At 40.1% G+C, this 19,325-nt stretch carries 15 protein-coding genes; 5 read left to right on the top strand and 10 right to left on the bottom strand.

Annotation, left to right across the window (positions count from 1 at the left end; genetic code table 11):
• Positions 1 to 3 precede the first annotated feature (3 nt).
• From ADICYQ_RS09700 to ADICYQ_RS09685, 4 genes are all read right to left on the bottom strand, one after another.
• Positions 4 to 396: a TetR/AcrR family transcriptional regulator gene (locus ADICYQ_RS09700; RefSeq protein WP_040415433.1), complete on the bottom strand. Its 393-nt coding sequence runs from the start codon at positions 394 to 396 to the stop codon at positions 4 to 6.
• Complete coding sequence (locus tag ADICYQ_RS09695; protein ID WP_020888745.1) at positions 381 to 638, bottom strand: hypothetical protein; 258 nt, start codon at positions 636 to 638, stop codon at positions 381 to 383. The genes ADICYQ_RS09700 and ADICYQ_RS09695 overlap by 16 nt, the downstream gene beginning before the upstream one ends.
• A gap of 199 nt (positions 639 to 837) precedes the next feature.
• On the bottom strand, positions 838 to 1,863 hold the full coding sequence (gene rlmN / locus ADICYQ_RS09690) for a dual-specificity RNA methyltransferase RlmN (protein WP_040415430.1): 1,026 nt from the start codon (positions 1,861 to 1,863) through the stop codon (positions 838 to 840).
• Between the two features lie 116 nt (positions 1,864 to 1,979).
• On the bottom strand, positions 1,980 to 3,416 hold the full coding sequence (locus tag ADICYQ_RS09685) for a sulfatase (protein ID WP_040415427.1): 1,437 nt from the start codon (positions 3,414 to 3,416) through the stop codon (positions 1,980 to 1,982).
• A 239-nt stretch (positions 3,417 to 3,655) separates the two neighbouring features.
• Between ADICYQ_RS09685 and clpB the strand changes: the two genes are divergently transcribed.
• From clpB to ADICYQ_RS09665, 4 genes are all read left to right on the top strand, one after another.
• A complete protein-coding gene (gene clpB / locus ADICYQ_RS09680) occupies positions 3,656 to 6,271 on the top strand; it encodes an ATP-dependent chaperone ClpB (RefSeq protein WP_020888742.1) in 2,616 nt (871 codons plus the stop codon).
• 333 nt (positions 6,272 to 6,604) lie between these two features.
• Positions 6,605 to 8,707 carry an outer membrane protein assembly factor BamB family protein gene (locus tag ADICYQ_RS09675; protein WP_020888739.1) on the top strand — a complete coding sequence of 701 codons (2,103 nt, stop codon included), beginning with the start codon at positions 6,605 to 6,607 and terminating at the stop codon, positions 8,705 to 8,707.
• A gap of 9 nt (positions 8,708 to 8,716) precedes the next feature.
• A complete protein-coding gene (locus tag ADICYQ_RS09670; RefSeq protein ID WP_152520476.1) occupies positions 8,717 to 9,370 on the top strand; it encodes a hypothetical protein in 654 nt (217 codons plus the stop codon).
• Positions 9,301 to 10,368, top strand: coding sequence for a ThuA domain-containing protein (locus tag ADICYQ_RS09665; protein ID WP_040415424.1), 1,068 nt, complete (start codon positions 9,301 to 9,303; stop codon positions 10,366 to 10,368). Before ADICYQ_RS09670 ends, ADICYQ_RS09665 begins: the two co-directional genes overlap by 70 nt.
• Before the next feature lie 78 nt (positions 10,369 to 10,446).
• Here the strand turns inward: ADICYQ_RS09665 and ADICYQ_RS09660 are convergent, their stop codons facing one another.
• The 6 genes from ADICYQ_RS09660 to ADICYQ_RS09635 all read right to left on the bottom strand — a co-directional run bounded on the left by ADICYQ_RS09660 (position 10,447) and on the right by ADICYQ_RS09635 (position 17,982).
• Positions 10,447 to 11,901, bottom strand: coding sequence for a sulfatase family protein (locus tag ADICYQ_RS09660; RefSeq protein WP_040415503.1), 1,455 nt, complete (start codon positions 11,899 to 11,901; stop codon positions 10,447 to 10,449).
• A 263-nt stretch (positions 11,902 to 12,164) separates the two neighbouring features.
• Positions 12,165 to 12,641 (bottom strand): nuclear transport factor 2 family protein, encoded by a 477-nt coding sequence (locus tag ADICYQ_RS09655; RefSeq protein ID WP_020888735.1) that lies wholly within the window; start codon positions 12,639 to 12,641, stop codon positions 12,165 to 12,167.
• Between the two features lie 148 nt (positions 12,642 to 12,789).
• Positions 12,790 to 15,381, bottom strand: coding sequence for a calcium-translocating P-type ATPase, PMCA-type (locus ADICYQ_RS09650; protein WP_020888734.1), 2,592 nt, complete (start codon positions 15,379 to 15,381; stop codon positions 12,790 to 12,792).
• Positions 15,382 to 15,729: 348 nt separating this feature from the next.
• On the bottom strand, positions 15,730 to 16,416 hold the full coding sequence (locus ADICYQ_RS09645; protein ID WP_051160161.1) for a sugar-binding protein: 687 nt from the start codon (positions 16,414 to 16,416) through the stop codon (positions 15,730 to 15,732).
• Between the two features lie 127 nt (positions 16,417 to 16,543).
• The gene (locus ADICYQ_RS09640; protein WP_020888732.1) at positions 16,544 to 17,023 is read right to left on the bottom strand and encodes a copper resistance protein NlpE; all 480 of its coding nucleotides are present in this window, start codon (positions 17,021 to 17,023) and stop codon (positions 16,544 to 16,546) included.
• A 5-nt stretch (positions 17,024 to 17,028) separates the two neighbouring features.
• On the bottom strand, positions 17,029 to 17,982 hold the full coding sequence (locus tag ADICYQ_RS09635) for an NAD-dependent epimerase/dehydratase family protein (protein WP_020888731.1): 954 nt from the start codon (positions 17,980 to 17,982) through the stop codon (positions 17,029 to 17,031).
• A gap of 143 nt (positions 17,983 to 18,125) precedes the next feature.
• Between ADICYQ_RS09635 and kbl the strand changes: the two genes are divergently transcribed.
• A complete protein-coding gene (kbl, locus tag ADICYQ_RS09630) occupies positions 18,126 to 19,322 on the top strand; it encodes a glycine C-acetyltransferase (protein ID WP_020888730.1) in 1,197 nt (398 codons plus the stop codon).
• The last annotated feature ends 3 nt before the right edge of the window (positions 19,323 to 19,325 follow it).

Raw genomic sequence — 19,325 nt, 5'->3', positions numbered from 1 at the left:
TTGTCAAACTAATTTTAGCTCCCTTTCAGAACTCAATGTATTTTTATAATCCGCCATTCCCTTTTCAGTTAAATAAGGTACTATCATGGAGGAAATAAGCTTGCTGTAAAAGGGTAAGCGAACATCTTCAGGCCCAAAAACAGACTGGTTATGGCTAAGCCAATAATCTGCAAGCATGAATATTTGGGTGGAAAGGTTTTCAAAATTTCCAGGGAACCTCTCCTTGACAAATAGTCCTTCGGTCGCCATTTGGGTGAAAAGGTGTATCAATTGGGATTTCCTTACAGCGATCATATCCAAGTACCGATCTCTTATAAGTTCTTGATTTTTAATTAAATCCAAGAGGTTTAAAAGGAAAAAACGATACTTTAAATGTAATTTTAATAGCTCATCCATATTGCGGAATAAGCTGTGTAAGGATGCCGAAGGTTTTGCCCATTTTTTTCGAAAAGCCCATCTGCCTCAGCGCATAGTTGATAGAATGCTTTTATAATAAAGTCATCTAGATCCGTATAGACTGAAAAAAAATCTTCCTGAGAAACTTCTGATATATTCAGGATGGAATCCAAATCAAATAAAGGGTAATCTTTCTCCTTTAATGCAGGGAGGATCTTGTCAATGATCAAGTTTGGCTTCATTACAATAAGTGGCTTAAATCCGAAATAGGCAATAGATAATCTATTACGTGATGAAATCACTTTAAATTCGAAACATCTTGCTTTTCATGTGATCACAGTATGTCCTGAGAAACATCAGGAAAAGTCATCACGAATCTTATTGCATATTCCGAGTTAAAACAATTGCGTTACGCGCCCAATCCAAAGCCCCTAAAAGTAATTACAATTCGTTTTTATTAGCCAATTGACCGCAAGCGGCATCAATGTCCTGGCCACGAGATTTCCTCACATTGGCGACTACACCAGCTGCCTCTAAAATAGTCAGGTAAAGTTCAATCTTATCAGGTGAGGCTTGTCTAAACTCTCCCTCATCGATAGGATTGTACTGGATAATATTGACTTTTGATGGCACATGCTTGCAGAATTTAGCCAAAGCACGGGCATGTTTTTCATCATCATTGATCCCGTCCCAAATGACATATTCATAAGTGACTTTTCTTTTGGTTTTGCTGTACCAATATTTCAGAGCCAAAGCAAGATCTTCAACTGTATTGGCCTGATTGATCGGCATTAGTCTTGTTCGCGTTTCGTCGATTGCTGAATGCAAAGAAAGGGCCAAATTGAATTTCACCTCATCATCAGCTAGTTTACGTATCATCTTGGCTATGCCAACTGTGGATAAAGTGATACGCTTTGGGGAAATACCTAACCCTTCTGGGGAACATATCTTGTCAATGGCAGCAAGAACATTTTGATAGTTGAGCAATGGTTCACCCATTCCCATGAAGACAATATTGGTTAATGGCCTATCAAAATACAAGCTGGCTTCTTCCTGAATGGCAACTACCTGATCATATATTTCGTCAGGATGAAGGTTACGCATTCTTTTTAACCGGGCAGTAGCGCAGAAGTTGCAATCCAAACTGCAACCTACCTGAGAAGATACACAAGCCGTGATTCGTTTCGAAGTAGGAATTAACACCGATTCTACGATATTATTGTCAAATAGCTTGACGGCATTTTTTATGGTGCCATCACTGCTCCTTTGAAATTGGTCTACAAGTATGTGGTTAATGGTGAAATTGGCTTTTAATATCTCTCTGGTGGATTTAGAGATATTGCTCATGTCATCAAAGTTTTTTAAGGACTTGTTCCACAGCCATTCATAGACTTGCTTTGCCCGAAACTTTTTTTCACCTACAGAAAGAAAATAAGCCTCCAGTTCATCGAGTGCTAATTTTCTAATGTCTTGTTTTTTTCTACCTGCATGATTTTGATTTGTTTCGAACCCGTCATTAACAGTAACTGACCTGCTAAAGGTTCAAAATCCTAACGCTTATTTTAAAGGCATAAATTTCAATGCTACTTATTTGTAGGGAATTTACCGCCTGTTTTTTTCAATTCCATCATTAATTTACCATGTAGCGCAATTGCTTTATCCGGCATGCTATTGGCAAGATCCTCTTTTTCTCCAGGGTCATTTTCAAGGTTGAAAAGCTTGTTTTCGCCGCTTTCATAGTCATGAATTAGCTTCCAGTCTCCTTCTCGGATGGCAGATCCAGGCTTCCATGCACTCCCGTGGTATTGGGGATAATGCCAGAAGAGTACATCTCTTTCTGGAGCTTCTCCTCCCCTAAGGAATGGAGAAAGGTCTTTCCCATCCGTTTCATCAAAGCTAGCGCCAGCAATACTGAGTAAAGTTGGGAAGAAATCCATGCTTACAACAGGTAAATCAGTGACTTTTCCTGGCGTTTTTATCCCTGGTCCTTTTATGATTAAAGGGACTCTTATTCCCCCTTCATAACACCAGCCTTTGCCCGCCCTTAAGGGGCCATTAGCAGTGGGGGCTCCCTCTCCATATAAAGTTGATAAACCGCCATTGTCACTGGTCAGAATAACCCATGTATTGTCATCAAGACCTTTGTCTTTTAGTTCTTTAAGGATTTTGCCTACGTTTTCATCCATAGCAGCCACCATTGATGCATAGGCGGCATTGTCCTGAACCAGCTTGGTTTGGCCATCGCCTTCTTGCCTATAGGCTGCTTGTCCTTCGGCTAAGTTTATACTTTCTTTTTTATTGATAAAGTAATCATGGCGTTTTGGGGCGGGTTGAATAGGGGTGTGAACGCTGTAAAATGAGAGGTACAGTAAAAAAGGCTCGTCTGAATTTTCCCGAATCAATTGTAAACTTTCATTAGTCAATCTATCTGTGAGGTACTCGCCTTCGGGGCCATCAGGCAATTTAGGATTGCCATAAGGAGAATAATAGCCATTGCTTACCCCTTCTTTTAGCTGTGGTGCACCAACGCGCCATCCTCCAATATTTATATCAAATCCTTGGTGCTGAGGCCAATATTTTTCCTCCTCACCTAAATGCCATTTACCAATAAAAAAGGTTTTGTAACCGTTTCCTTTAAATTTCTCTGCGAGGGTGGTTTCTTCCAGGGCAAGTTCATCCCTAATAGCAGGGGTGGAGATAGGGCGCTTTTCCTCAAACTTATCGAAGCCTGGTATCCAATCTGTTATGCCTAATCGATTTGGATGTTTGCCAGTCATTAACGCCGCACGTGTTGGGCTGCATACGGGGTGGGCAGCATAGGCTTGGGTGAAACGCATGCCTTCAGCTGCCATTTGATCCAGGTGAGGGGTTTCATAAAAGGTTTCGGGATAATTGGCCTTTACATCAGCCCAGCCTAAATCGTCCACAAGGATAAAAACAAAATTTGGTTTCTTCTCTTCTTTCTCCTGGCAGGAGCTTATAAGAAGACCAAAATAGATAAGAAAGAATATTTTTTTCATGGGCCGAATAGGTAACATGATGCAAAGGTAAATAATACAATGAAATTTTAAGTAGCGATTTTAACGGAGGATAGACTTTTGCCTATTAATGTAACAATTACCTGTCAAAACGGCTGAATTCTGGTGGTATCATGTCCGAAATCGGACATAATTGCAGGAAATGGGCTTAAAATCCTTTTGGTTCCATATTTGATTAAAGTATATTAAATAACAACAAATAAGTAATAAACCTGATCAATATGGATTTCAAGCAATTTACTATAAAATCACAAGAAGTGATTCAAAAGGCAGTGGAGCTTTGTACCTCTGAGCAGCAACAACTTATAGAGCCAGGACATTTATTAAAGGGGATTATTCAAGAAGACGCAAATGTCACCGAATTTTTGTTCAAGAAATTAGGTGTCAATTCGGATTTAATCCTTCTAAAGCTGGATGAAATTATAAGTAAATATCCCAAAGTAAGTGGGCAGCAGCCTTATTTGTCCAATGCAACCAACGACGTAATAACGCAAGCTAAAAAATACCTCAAGACTTTTGGGGATGAATTTGTAGCAGTTGAACATCTATTATTAGGTGTTTTAGCAGGTTCTGAGAAAGTAGCACAGCTATTGAAAGATCAGGGCTTGAATGAAAAGAGATTAATTGAAGTTATAAAAGAACTTAGAAAAGGAAATAAAGTGACTGATCAAAATGCAGAATCTAAATACAGGTCTTTAGAGAAATATTCTAAAAACCTTAATGACTTAGCCAAAAAAGGGAAAATAGACCCTGTAATTGGTAGGGATGAAGAGATCAGAAGGGTCTTACAGATTTTGGCTAGAAGGACGAAAAACAACCCTATTCTCTTGGGTGAGCCTGGAGTAGGTAAAACTGCGATCGTGGAAGGTCTTGCCCAGCGAATAGTTAGTGGAGATGTACCTGAAAACCTTAAGAGTAAAATCATTATATCTTTAGATATGGGGCTTTTGGTTGCAGGAGCGAAATACAAAGGGGAGTTTGAGGAGCGACTTAAATCCGTTATCAAAGAAGTCACCGATTCTGATGGAGAAATCATTCTCTTTATCGATGAAATTCACACCCTTATAGGTGCCGGAGGTGGTGGAGAAGGAGCAATGGATGCAGCCAATTTACTAAAACCAGCGTTAGCGAGAGGTGAATTGCATGCAATAGGGGCAACCACATTAAAGGAATACCAAAAGTACATTGAAAAAGACAAAGCACTTGAGCGTAGGTTTCAACAAGTGATTGTGGATGAACCGGATGTTGCAGATGCCATTTCCATATTAAGAGGGATTAAGGACAAGTATGAATTGCATCATGGTGTAAGGATTAAGGATGATGCCGTAATTGCTGCAGTGGAACTTTCTCAGCGCTATATTTCAGATCGTTACCTTCCTGACAAAGCCATTGATTTGATGGATGAAGCAGGTGCCAAGTTGAGAATGGAGATTGATTCCTTGCCTCAGGAGTTGGATGAATTGAACAGGCGTATCATGCAGTTAGAGATTGAGCGTGAGGCAATTCGTAGGGAGAAAAACAGGGATAAAGAAACTGTTCTAAGCAAGGAATTGGCTGATCTGACAGAAAAAAGGCAAGAACTTAAAGCCAAGTGGGAAAGTGAGAAAGCTGTTATTCAGGGGATTCAAAGAGAGAAAGAAAACATTGACAAGTTTAAAATAGAAGCAGAACAAGCTGAGAGAGGTGGCGATTTTGGTAAAGTAGCGGAGATCCGATACGGTAAAATTGTCGAAAGTGAGAAAAGGCTTGAGTCTTTTAAGCAGCAATTGAAGGATATGCAAGAAGGATCTCCTTTGCTGAAGGAAGAAGTGGATACGGAGGACATAGCTGCTGTAGTGAGCAAATGGACTGGAATTCCATTGTCTAAAATGATTCAAAGCGAGCGGGAAAAATTGCTTCATTTGGAGGAAGAGCTTGGGAAACGTGTAGCTGGCCAAAAAGAAGCCATTACAGCCCTTTCAGATGCTGTGAGGAGAAGTAGGGCAGGCTTACAGGATCCCAAACGACCAATTGGTTCTTTTATCTTCCTTGGTACTACTGGGGTAGGAAAAACAGAATTGGCCAAAGCATTGGCTGAATATTTGTTCAGTGATGAAAATGCAATGGTCAGAATTGATATGTCTGAATACCAGGAAAGACACTCTGTTAGTAGGCTGGTAGGAGCGCCTCCAGGTTATGTTGGCTATGATGAAGGAGGGCAACTTACTGAAGCAGTCAGAAGGAGACCTTATTCAGTGGTATTGTTGGATGAGATTGAAAAAGCTCACCCAGATGTGTTCAATATTCTCTTGCAGGTTTTGGATGATGGAAGGCTTACAGACAACAAAGGTAGGATAGCCAACTTCAAAAATACCATTATCATCATGACCACTAATATAGGGTCACATTTGATTCAGGAGCGTTTTGAAACCATTACCGAAGAGAATAAGGAGGAAGTGTTGGAAACTACAAAAGAAGAAGTTTTCAATATGTTGAAGAAATCAATGCGGCCTGAGTTTTTGAACAGGATTGATGAGACCATCATGTTTGAGCCTCTCAGCAAAAGTATTCTTCGAAAAATTGTGGATATCCAATGGAGAGAGATTCAACAGCGATTGGCTGAATCCGGTATAGAAATTGATGCTACTCAGGAAGTGTTGGATTATTTGGGAGAGGTAGGATACGATCCTCAATATGGTGCCAGACCATTGAAAAGAACCATGCAGAAACTAGTTCTTAACGAATTGTCTAAACAAATCTTGGGTGGGCATGTTGTTAATGATGGAGCCGTGTTGGTGGACTTAGATGCTGAAAATAAAATCTACTTTAAAAATGTAGAGGATATAAAAATAAATTAGAGTTTGGTTAATTGGGTTTATTAGTTGGACAGCCAACCTGTTTTCAGGTTGGCTGTTTTTTATGTTTGTTGCTTTTTAGGAAAAAGGTAACAGGATAACGCAGTACTTTTTTAGTCAATAATACCAATTCCACAAAGGACTGAATGGTCAGGCCCAATATCCAAACTTCCTTTTGCTATCTATGCTTGATTTTTTTAATTCACCAGTAGGGATTGCTGAACTTTGCATTAAATTTGGAAAACCAACATTGAATATTTTTATTTATTGTAGTTTTAACTCTGGAGGAGTTAAATGTTTGATAATTCCTGAATAAACCCAAATGATTTTTAAAGTATGAATGGAATTAAGCGCCTGATCTTTTTGGTAATTTTAATTATTATCGGTGTTTTGACCTATTTATTCACCTGCTTCAGCACAGCAAATAAATATGTGAATTGGGATCAACCTGGAGGCAATTCTCGCCAAACAAAATTCTCTTTATTAGATAAGATAAATAAAGAGAATGTTAAAAATCTCGAGGTTGCCTGGGTTTATAATTCAGGAGACATGTCGGGGAATGTTCAGCTCAACCCTCTTGTGATATCAGGTATAATGTATATCACTACCCCCGGGCAAGAACTAATCGCTGTAGATGCAACAAATGGGAAGGAAATTTGGAGATTTAACCCAGCACGGGATGGTGAAAAATTTGGAGGCATTAATAGAGGGATTGCTTTCTGGGAATCTGAACGAGAGAGTAAGCTGCTTTACACCGTAGGGAATTATCTTTTTGCAGTGGATAGGTTGACAGGGATTCCTGTAGCATCCTTTGGAGACAATGGTAGGGCTAACCTTAATATAGGTTTGGTAAAACCTGAAGCGCAAATGGGAATAACTTCCCCTGGTGCCCCAGCTGTTTTTGAGGATTTGGTAATTGTCGGTGGGATGAGTTGGAGCTCTCCTTCCAATGTAAGTGCTTTTAATGTTCATTCAGGTAAAAGAGAGTGGATTTTCAACACTATTCCAAAGCCAGGGGAATTTGGACATGAAACATGGGGAGATCCTGATTTTTGGAAAACTGGTGCAGGGGTAAATTCATGGGCTGGATTGTCTGTAGACAAAGAGAACGGAATTGTTTATTTTTCTACTGGTCAACCAAAGAACGATTTCTTTAGACCAGAAAATGAAGGAAAGCATCTTTTCGGAAATGCTATAGTAGCACTTAATGCCAGATCGGGAAAAAGGTTATGGCATTACCAGGCCATTCACCATGATCTTTGGGATTTAGATTTGCCAGCAGCCCCAATCATAATAGATTTTATTAAAGAGGGAGAAAATGTCCCGGCAGTCGTTCAGTTGACTAAAACAGGTAATACCCTCATTTTTAATAGACTTAATGGAGATATGCTTTCTGAAGTGGAAGAAGTGCCTGTGCCTCCTTCAAAGTTGCCAGGTGAATTTGCCTATCCGACCCAACCCTTAGTCAAATGGCCGGAGCCATTTTCAAAACAAGTTGTTACCGAGGCAGATTTAACTTTAAGAACTCCTGAAGCAGAAGCCTATGCAAAAGGCATTTTTTCCGAATCTGATGCAGGCTGGTTTATTCCCCCATCGGAAAAGAATATCCTTTATTATGGCATTCATGGAGGAGCTGAATGGGGAGGAGGTTCCTATGATGAAGAAGAAAACGTCTTGTTTGTGAACGCCAATGAGTTGGCATGGGTAATCAAAATGAAGAATATTAATGCAGATAAAAGCGGTGAAGTAAAGGTGACTGCAGGGAAAGGCGTTTATTTAAAGATGGGCTGTGCAGGATGTCATGGAGCTGACAGGGAGGGGCAAGGTGAATTGCCAAATCTTTTGAAGTTAAAAACCAAATTTCAAGCCAATGAGCTTGTTAAAATTATTAAAGAAGGCAAAAATGGCATGCCTTCTTTTGCGCAGATTGAAGGTAAAGATTTAACCAACCTGATCAATTTCTTGTTAGAAAATGAAAGCCCTTCTGTTGACGAAGCATCAAATAACAAACCCGTATTCAGGTCGCTTGGCTTCAACAAGTTTTTAGACCCTGATGGATATCCTGCCACAGCACCACCTTGGGGAACACTCAATGCCTTGGACCTCAGCACAGGGAAGATAAAGTGGAAAGTGCCTTTGGGTGAATACGAAGCACTCACAGAAAAGGGGCATCCGATTACTGGGACAGAAAATTTCGGTGGCGCTATCGTAACAGCTGGGGGCTTGGTCTTTGTGGCTGCAACAAGAGATGAGAAATTTCGGGCATTTGACAAGGAAACAGGAGCCGTATTATGGGAAGCGAAGTTGCCTTATGGAGGTTACGCTACCCCCAGTACTTATTCCGTTGATGGGGAACAATATATCGTTATTCCAGCTACAGGTGGAGGTAAACTTGGAGGAAAAACAGGTGATGCCTATATCGCTTATAAGTTACCTTAGCTATTGGGATTGAGGATTAAAATTGAAGATCCTGTAGTGGATGAAAAAGACAATAAAATGCGTATAAATTCAGTCAATATTATGAGTAAATCTATTCCATTTCAGTTACTGTTCTTGCTTTATTTAACCTTTTCTAGCCTGCCTGCTGAGGCAGTGGCTTTTGACCCACTTGTGAAAGCAAAAAAGATAGTGTTGATAGCAGGTCCAAAAAGTCATGGCCCTAAGGCCCATGAATACATTAAGTCTGTCAGGCTGATGAAAACCATGCTGGACAATTCCAATGTGGAGGGAATAGCCACTGAAATCCATTTTAATGGGTGGCCAGAGGATCCTTTAACCCTGGAAGATGCAGACCTTATATTGTATATTTCTGATGGCCGTGATGGTCCTTTATTTGATGAAGTGCCATTCATGACAAATGATCGCATGGAAGTAATGAAGCGGCAGATGGATAGGGGCTGCGGTCTGTCGCTGATTCATTTCTCAACTTTTGCTTCAGACGAAATGGGTGAAAAAGTTTTGGATTGGGGAGGGGTTATTTTGATTGGCAAGATGATCAAGGGGAAAGAAATTGGTATTCCGCAATTAAAACCATGGAGAGTGAACTTGTATTCCCCAATGCTGATCACCCCATTTTATCCGGCCTTCAACCATTCAAACTGAAAGACGAATATTATTACAATATTCGTTTTCAAGACCCTGACAATCGCTTAAAGGGAATAGCTGAGTTGCCAGCATTAGGAGGACGAGAGGAGGGTGGAAACACCGTAGCTTGGGCAGTTGAAAGACAAGATGGCGGTAGGGGCTTTAGCACCACCATGGGGCATTTCTATTCCAACTGGAAAAATGCCAATTACAGAAAAATGATCCTCAATGGAATCGTCTGGGCTGCAGGTGCCGACGTTCCCACGAGTGGAGTAGAAGCAAAGTTTTATGAAGATGAAGAAGTAACCCAGCACCTTTATCAAAAGTCACGGAAAGCATTGCTATTAACGGGGAATCATCATCCTGCACACCCCTGGCAGGAAACATCTCCGCTCATTAAATCTGCCATTGAAAGCAATAGTGATTTCTATGTGGACATTTCAACAAACATTGAAAATCTTTCTCAATATGACCTAGATGATTATGACGCTTTAATTTTAAACTATGCGAATTGGGAAGACCCCAACCAACTCTCAGACAAATCAAAGGATTCATTTGTAAATTACCTGAATCAAGGAGGAGGCTTAATGGTGCTTCATTTTGCCAATGGAGCGTTTCATTCCTCTCTTCCAAATGCAGGAGAATCGGATTGGCCCGAGTACAGGGAAATAGTGCGTAGGATTTGGGATCACGATGCCGATAGTGGACACGATAAATATGGAGAGTTTTCTGTCCATATTTCAAACAGCAAGCATCCTATTACTTCAGGAGTAAAGGATTTCTCTACTTTTGATGAATTGTATTTTAATCAAAAAGGGGATCAACCAATTGTGCCTTTGTTTAGTGCTCGTTCTACGGTTACAGGAAAGGACGAACCATTGGCTTGGGTGTACAACTATGGTGAAGGGAGGGTTTTTCAAACGCTCTTAGGTCATGATGCCAAGTCTTTTAGCACTCCTGAGTTTCAACAAATCCTAAGCAATGCAATCAATTGGGTGGGCAGGGATAATGACTAGTGATGCTTTTTAGGAAGCGTTATTGTAAAATGTTTTGGCTGTTATAAAGTAGGCATAATACTCAAATGACTGTTCTGCCTACTTTTTCCAAAGTTGACTTTCTTCAGTAACTTCTACATCCCATGCCTGAGAGGGATTTGGATGATATTTGGGGTCATTGTCTTTTTCAGGGAAAGTCGCTATAACTTCGTAAAGTTCGTTGAAGTTATTTTTTCGCTCTTCAGAATTAAGGCTGTCTAACAGGTTTTTGCTTTCCTCAGCATCCTCAAGTAAATCGAAGAATTTTTCGGGCTCTCTTTTAGAATTGATATACAGTTTAAACCTTTTGTTTCGCAATACCCTATCTCTGAACAGGTATTGATTTTCAACCCCATTTTGGGTGAGCGCGGCATTGTTTCCTCCGCCCATACCAAGGATCCAATCGCGGTTTGATTCTTCATTGTTATTCAGTAAAACATCCTTAAAAGAATGGCCATCGATTTTATAGGAATTGTCATCACCAGTCAATTTTTTTTGTGGTCCTGCTTCTGCTAAGTCAAGAAAAGTTGGGAAAAAATCAGTAAAGTCAATTAATGCATTCGAAACCCTATTTGGTTTGATTGTCCCAGGCCAGCTGGCAATAAATGGCGCACTGATTCCTGGTTCAATTGTTTTTGCCTTTCCTCCATTTACATCTACCCCATTTCTTCTACCTGTGATCGCTCCAGTTGTACCATTGTCAGTGGTCCAAAAGACAATGGTATTGTCTCGGATGCCTGCGTCTTCCAGCGCCTGAATTATCTCACCGGTAATTCGATCAGTGTATTTTACCATGGCTTTGTGCTTTCCCAAATTGTCCGTAGCGGAGTCTGTTGGTGTATTCACGAAGGGTGTATGTGTCAGGACCATTGGGAAGTAAATAAACAATGGTTTCTTTTTATTGTGGTCTATGAAGTCAATAATGAAATCTTTAAATACATCAGGTCCAAATGCTCCTTTGTAGGTTTTACTGCCTTCTTTTGTATAGATATAAGGGTCTTGATAGCGGTTAGCGCTTGCTTCTATTCCTGATTCGTAACCAGTCCACATACAAAATTCATCAAAGCCATTTTTTGTCAGTGCATCTGGCTCAACTCGAAAATCATCGATTTGCCATTTACCTGCTATACAGGTTGTATAACCTGCTTTTTTCATTTCCTTACCAATGGACGGATTCATTGTTTCATCGAAATGTGCGCCTCCTCCCCAGCGTGGGACATCCCAATGGTTTACCCAGCCATGCCTAAAAGGGTATTGGCCCGTTAATAAGGTAACCCTTGTGGGCGTACATTGAGGCATGGAATAAACATTGTTGAAGGATACGCCACTTTCTGCCAATGCATCAATATTGGGGGTGGAGATGTCCTCTGCTCCATAATGATTGACCCATTCCTTGCCCAAGTCGTCTACCATTATTAAAATGATATTCGGCCGAGATTCATCGTCTTCGATAGTACGCTCTTGATTGCAGCCGAAAAGTAGTAGGATGCAGATGATAAAAATTGAATTTTTCATGGGGTATATTTTATCCAGTAATGGAGGAATTAACACCTTTTGGGATCTTTAGACCTTTGATATATAATAAACTGCTTCGTTGAAGACCCGCTTTTCAGCAAATTTAAATTCCATTCTTTCATGAATGGAATTGGGAATCAGTATTCGACCACAGTTGTCATGACAAACCTATGCCGCCATTAAGTTTTGTTTAAGCAACGGGATGAGGGCTTCAGGTGGATCACATTGTTTTGGTTCGTTAAAAGGGATGAATACTACGGTATCTAGTTTTTACTTTGCTCAGCAATAAATTTATCCAATCTTTTATTGGTTGTTTTTTGAATTTTACTTTTCATAAATGGGGTCCAGCCAATCAAATAACCTACGATTCCCATCGCTTGTTTGGTCCATTTCCACAAATTAAAGGAATCTATATGTTCAATTATTTTTTCGTCCTTAAATTTAAATTCTCCACTAACCTTATTGGTTACTTCTCTTTTTTTCTCGCCATAAACGTATTCTGCTACCCAGTTTACCTTGCCTCTTTCATCAGAAACCCGCCTGATGTCAAAACTAATCTTCGTATCCGCCTTTTTATTGGAAAGCAACATTTCCCACATTTTGAATGCGCGATCTCCCTTGAGTGTTCCAAAGACGGGGTCTTTGAATACGATGTCTTTGTGGTAGCATTCGACCATTCCTTTGCTGTCACCTTTTGAAAAGGAGGTGTAGAATTTCTTTAGTAAGTCATTATTGTCCATTCAATTGTATTTGCTTGTTGCTCTCTTTTATTAGGAGAGAGATTGTTGTTCTTTAAGTCTAATTTATCAATTAGTTTTTATATCCTTTTACCTAAACGTAATTATAATTAGCATACGTCCTTTGTTGCTCATTGTTGGGAATGGCCTTTTATAGCTGTTTTTCTGAAGATGCATTTTTCTTTTTAAGCCTTTTTGTCCATTTCTCGAATTCTACAGCCCAAAATACGATGCTTGATAAACCTAGGCATATCGCTAATTCTGAAAAGGTTAGGGCTTGGGTTTTGAAAACACTTTGCAAAAATGGTAGATAAATCACAGCTAACTGTAAACCAATTGTTACCAGAACAGCAATAACCAATTGCTTGTTGCCAAAAAATCCTAATGTGAAAATGGATTTATCATTGCTTCGTATGGCCAAAGCATGTCCCAATTGTGAAATGCTAATGATTGTAAAAACCATGGTTGCCCATTTGGGATTCTCTACGTGAATGGCCCAAGCCTGTGTTCCGAGACACACCGCACCCATAAGTAACCCTACCCATAAAATATGTATGCCAATGCCGCCAGAAAATACGCTTTCATTTGGTTTTCTAGGAGGGCGTTTTAGAATGTTCTCTTCAGCTGGTTCAGAAGCAAAAGCCAGGGCCGGTAAACCATCTGAGACTAAATTAACCCATAAGATTTGTATGGGTATAAGAGGAATGGGTAAACCGAGAAGTGGCGCTAAAAAAATTGTCCAAATTTCACCGCTATTACCTGTTAGGATATACTTTATGAATTTTCGGATATTATCAAATATTCTGCGGCCTTCGCGGACAGCTTGTATTATGGTAGCAAAATTATCATCCAATAAAATCATATCGGCGGCCTCTTTTGATACATCAGTTCCCGTAATGCCCATTGCAATGCCGATATCTGCCCGTTTTAATGCAGGAGCATCGTTTACCCCATCTCCGGTGACGGCAACAAAATGATTTTTACCCTGAAGCGCCTTTACAATTTTCAGTTTCTGCTCGGGAGAAACACGTGCAAATACCTTTATGGATTCCAGGTTTTCTTGAAATTCTTGCTCCGAAAATTTAGCAAGTTCAGTGCCTGTGATGACCCTGTCTGTAGGCTGCTGTAAAATCCCAGTTTCGGTAGCAATGGCTTTCGCGGTTATCGGATGATCTCCGGTTAGCATTACCAGTGTAATTCCTGCAGTATGGCAATCCGCAACGGCTTGAATGGCTTCTGGTCGAGGTGGATCAATCATGGCGGTTAGGCCAATAAATGATAATTCACTTTCAAAATTTTCTACCGTTAATTGCTGGGGCAATTGGTCAATTACTTTAAGCGCATAAGCCAATACTCGCTTTCCTTGTTTGGCGTATTTTTCTGTAGTAGTATTTATTTCTGTGGCATTACTTGCATTGCATATTGTGAGTAGCCTTTCTACCGCTCCTTTTGTCACCACCAACCAACTTCCATTCAGTGGGTAAACCGTAGTCATTTTCTTTCGTTTCGAATCAAAAGGGAATTCATAGGAGCGTTTAAAATCAGTCCGCCATTGCTTGTTATAATTCTTGTTATTTCGAGCATAATCAACCAAAGCTGTTTCGGTTGGGTCGCCTTTCAGTTTGTTGTTTTCATCCGTTATAACATCATGATTGAGCTCCATTGCCAGAATTAGTAATTCTTCTGGATTAAAATCAGCGACTTTTTTGGCTTCTGGGGATACCCAACAATCTACCACTGTCATTTTATTTTGGGTGATCGTCCCTGTTTTATCCGTACATATATAACTTACAGCTCCCAAAGTTTCGGCAGCAGGTAATTTTCTGATGAGTGCATTTTTGCGCACCATGCGTTTTGCTCCAAGGGCCAAAGCAATGGTAATTACAGCTGGTAATGCTTCGGGAATGGCCGCCACTGCAACGGATATGGCTGTGAGCAACATTTGTACTGCTTCTTCACCACGCATCCAACCGGTGAAGAAAAGTGCAATGCAAATCCCTATAACTGCAAAAGACAATGTTTTTGCAAATTTAGCCAATCGTTTTTGCAATGGTGTTTTTATTTTCTCCTCTTGCAGAAGTTGTGCAATTCGCCCAATTTCTGTATTCATGCCTGTGGCCACAACAATTCCCTCGGCTCTTCCATTGGTTATTACTGTGCTCTTAAAAGCCATGTTTAAGCGGTCGCCAAGGGGGACATCATCAGCGGTGATCGCTTCAGTGGATTTGGTGACGGCATGAGATTCACCTGTGAGTGATGCTTCTTCAATTTTTAAAGCATGGGTTGTTATCAAGCGAAGATCAGCAGGTACTAGCATCCCAGCTTCAAGTAGTACAAGATCGCCAGGTACAACTTCAATAGCAGGTATCTGCACAATGTTTCCACTTCTGCGAACGGTCGCATGAAGGGAGGACATTTTATTTAAAGCTTCCATGGCTTTCTCAGCACGATATTCCTGTACAAAACCGATTACAGCATTCAGTACAACAATGATTAAAATCACGATGGTATCAGAGCTGTCTCCGACAACAAAAGAAATTAATGCTGCTACAAGCAAAATAAAGATCATCACATCCTTAAACTGATGAAGCAATAAGTTAAAAACTGAAAATTTCTTTTTCTGAGCCAGTTCGTTCTTGCCGTATTTTCTTTGCCTTCTTTCAGCTTCCGAATTTTCCAACCCCTGAGTGCTGGTCTCCAATTGTTGATATATTTCTGACGTGGATTGTCCGTGATAATTCATTTAAATAGCTTTATTTCAGGAATTAATTGACAATACAGTTATTGAAAGGGTTTATTGGTCAGGGCTTTTAATTGACTTTCTGGCCAAGCTACAACCCAGTTAAGCGGATTTAACAAAATACTTAAAATATTGCATTTAACGTTATTCCTTTGACAGGGAACCTTTGCTTAGAAGGGTCAATATAATTTAAAAAGCTGACCGTTGCAATGGGTTGGAAGTTGGGATAGGATTTCTTTGTAATGCTATATTCTCAATTTTTCATCAAGTTTAGCTTTCCACTAAGATGTGAAGTTATTAATTGCGGGGGGAATACTATTTCCATGGAATAGGCACCGAGAACGAAGGGATTTATTTGGTTTTTTCTATGAATTCAGCTTCTCCAAAAGCTGATGAGATATGGAAATCAGGTGTCGGGTTATTGGGATTTATCCAGGAATACCAGCTAACCGCTTTCCCATGTGGTTTTTTAAAATCTGCTCTGAAAATCCCCAAATAAAAAGGGTTTGAGATTCCCAATTCCTTAAGTTCTTCTAGGGCGATTCTACCCTCCAAAACATAACCTGCTTCCGTGATTTTGGTTGCCACTTTTATACTTTCAAAATCCCATGCCTCACTAAAGTCACGGTAAAATTTAGCTGCATAATCAAGCACGTTGCCATTTGGATCCATTTCAACACAATAATACTTTTTCAAAGTTTTATTGTTAGAAAAAAACAATTCAACCCTGTCTCCAGCAGCCACAGACAATTCTTTTTCAAAAGGGATGGTAACCAGGGTAAGGTCAGAAACCTGAAAGCTAAAATTGAAATAATGGTCAGATACAAAAGCCTTGAATTCTGTTTTATCCGTGGAATTGTTTTCCCAGGGAGCAATTAAATGCTCAATATAGGCAGCTTGACCCCATTCCTGTGAGTCAATTTGGCCATCAAGTGTTATTTCATTTTCCGAAAAAGGAATAACTAACCTAGGCTGTATTGATTTGGAACAAGAGGACAGCAGCAATACAATTGTGAATGACAGAATGTACCGAGACATTATTTTTTTAGTTAATGGGTCTTTATCTGATAGGAATAGAAGCAAAAGAAGCTTGAATATTGGCCAATGCGAAAAGAAAAGTACAATATGAACTGAAATTCGTTTCCTAAGGTTTTGCTTATTCTGTTTATGGACTAACCATTTCCAAGGAATAATTGAGCTTGGAAGAAATGGTTTTCTCGTCCTGGTCCAGAAGGGTGAGTTTCCCAGTTTTGTCTTGTGAAAAACTTTTGACAGTTGATGAACTGTCATCTAAAAGCCTAATGGCCATGGCTCCAGGCTGGTCTTCAAGGCCATAAATGACTTCGTAAATCCCAGTAGTAACGTATTTACGGTCACCGTCTTTGGTTTCAAGATAGGTTTCTGTCAATTCATAGCTGCGCTCTAATTTCTCTGGACTATTTTCAAGCTTTAATTCAGTCTTAATTCCTGAACAATCAGCGCAGGGAAGCACTCCCGAATAATACATCCAGGTAGTTCCTGTGTTATCAAGAACGATTTCTTTTTCAGTGAGGGGCTCAGCTTCTCCTTCGTATTTTTTCTCTTCTGTAGGGCTGTCGCAAGCAAAAGTTAAAAGCGCCAGAACAAGTATAAGTTGGTTCTTCATGGAGTTTAGAATTTATCCAGCCAATTTGGGAGGTTTGTTAAGATGTCTTTAGTCATTTGTGATAAGTCGAATTTTGACTGCCAATTCCAGTCTTTCCTGGCTTGAAGGTCATCGATGGTTTGGGGCCAGTTTGCGGCAATCTCCTGTCGGTAATCCGGAACATAATTTATACTAAAATCCGGATAATATTTTTTTAATTCCAAATAAATCTCTTCCGGAGTGAAACTCATGGCCGCCAGATTGTAGCTGGATCTAACTGTGATGCTTTCCTTTGGCGCTTCCATTAAGTCCAAAGTGGCTTGAATAGCATCCGGCATGTACATCATCGGTAATCGGGTGTCTTTTTTTAGAAAGGACTGAAAAGACGCTCCACTTATTGCTTTATGAAAGATGTCTACGGCATAGTCGGTGGTACCTCCTCCTGGTTTTGCTTTATAGCCAATAAGACCTGGGAATCTAATGCTTCGTACGTCTACGTGATGGTGTTGGTGGTAATAATCACACCATCTTTCACCTGCCATTTTTGAAATCCCATAAACGGTGTTAGGTGTCTGTACTGAATTTTGCCCAGTGTTCTCTTTAGGGCTTTCTTTACCAAATACAGCGATTGAGGAAGGCCAAAATATTTTGTCCAACTTTAGTTCTTTGGCCAAGTCAAGTAAGATCAACAAACTGTCCATGTTCAAATCCCAAGCCATAAGTGGCTTTTGTTCAGCTGAGGCTGACAATACCGCGGCAAGATGATAAACCTGCGTAACATTCTCAGAGATAATTACTTTCCTCAAACTCACCTGATCCATAACATCCAGGGCAATAAATGAACAAAAAGGAAATTTTTTCGCAGCATTGTGATTGATGTCAGAAGCAATGATTGCATCAGGTCCGTAGACCTCACAAAGCATTTGTATAAGTTCAGTTCCTAACTGCCCTGCAGATCCAGTTACTAGTATTTTGTCCATTGGCTTTATTTTGATTCAGTGTGTTATAAATGCCAATTTCAGAATTTTATTACAATTATGTGTCATTAATCTTTAAAAATCGTAAGTTTAGGTTCTATTGAAACCTTATCAACTGTTCCCATTAATTAACAGATTTCAGACTTATGTTTGGCACATTAAAAGAAAAACTTCAGAAAGAATTAGATAGCCTTAAGGCAGAAGGACTTTACAAAAATGAAAGGATTATTGAGTCCCCACAAGGAGCCAAAATCACTCTTGAGGGTGGTCGTGAAGTATTAAACTTTTGCGCAAATAATTACCTTGGCCTTTCTAGTCATCCAAAAGTAATAGAAGCGGCTAAAGCTGCCATTGATAGCCATGGCTATGGGATGTCGTCCGTAAGGTTCATTTGTGGAACGCAGGACATTCATAAAACCCTGGAAGATAAAATCACAGCATTTTTGGGTACGGAAGACACCATTCTTTATGCAGCAGCTTTTGATGCAAATGGAGGAGTGTTTGAACCTATTCTCGGTGCAGAAGACGCGATTATCTCTGATGCTTTGAACCATGCATCCATCATAGATGGCGTAAGGTTGTGTAAAGCCATGCGCTTTAGGTACAAGCACAATGACATGCAGGATTTGGAAGAGCAGCTTAAAGCCGCTGACGAAAAAGGTGCCAAGCAAAAGATGATCGTTACTGATGGTGCCTTCTCAATGGATGGTACAATTGCTCAAATGGATAAAATTGTAGCCCTCGCAGAGAAATACAATGCTTTGGTAATGTCAGATGAATGTCATTCCACAGGATTTATAGGTAAATCTGGTAGGGGAGTCCATGAGCTTAAAGGTGTGATGGGGAAAATTGATGTTATTACTGGAACTTTGGGCAAAGCCCTGGGAGGTGCATCGGGTGGTTTTACCTCTGGAAGAAAAGAGATCATAGCAATGCTTCGCCAGAAATCGCGACCGTACTTGTTTTCCAATACACTAGCACCGGCAATCACCGGCGCGTCAATTGGTGTTTTTGATTTGTTAACAGAAACAACTTCACTAAGGGACAAGCTGGAAGAAAATACGATGTATTTTAGAGCCGGGATTCAGAAAGCTGGCTTTGCAATAAAAGAAGGAACCCATCCCATAGTACCGATCATGCTATATAATGCACCGCTGGCCCAAAAAATGGCAGATCAATTGTTGGAGAAGGGCATTTATGTAATTGGATTTTATTATCCCGTAGTGCCTAAGGGACAAGCAAGGATCAGGGTACAACTTTCAGCTGCGCATGAAATAGAAGACCTTGATAAAGCGATCAACGCATTTCAGGAAGTAGGCAAATCCTTAGGTGTAATTGATTGATTG

Source organism: Cyclobacterium qasimii M12-11B (assembly GCF_000427295.1).
GTDB lineage: Bacteria > Bacteroidota > Bacteroidia > Cytophagales > Cyclobacteriaceae > Cyclobacterium > Cyclobacterium qasimii.
Note: the sequence above shows the minus strand (reverse complement) of the source record. Positions and strands in the feature narration are given on the sequence as shown.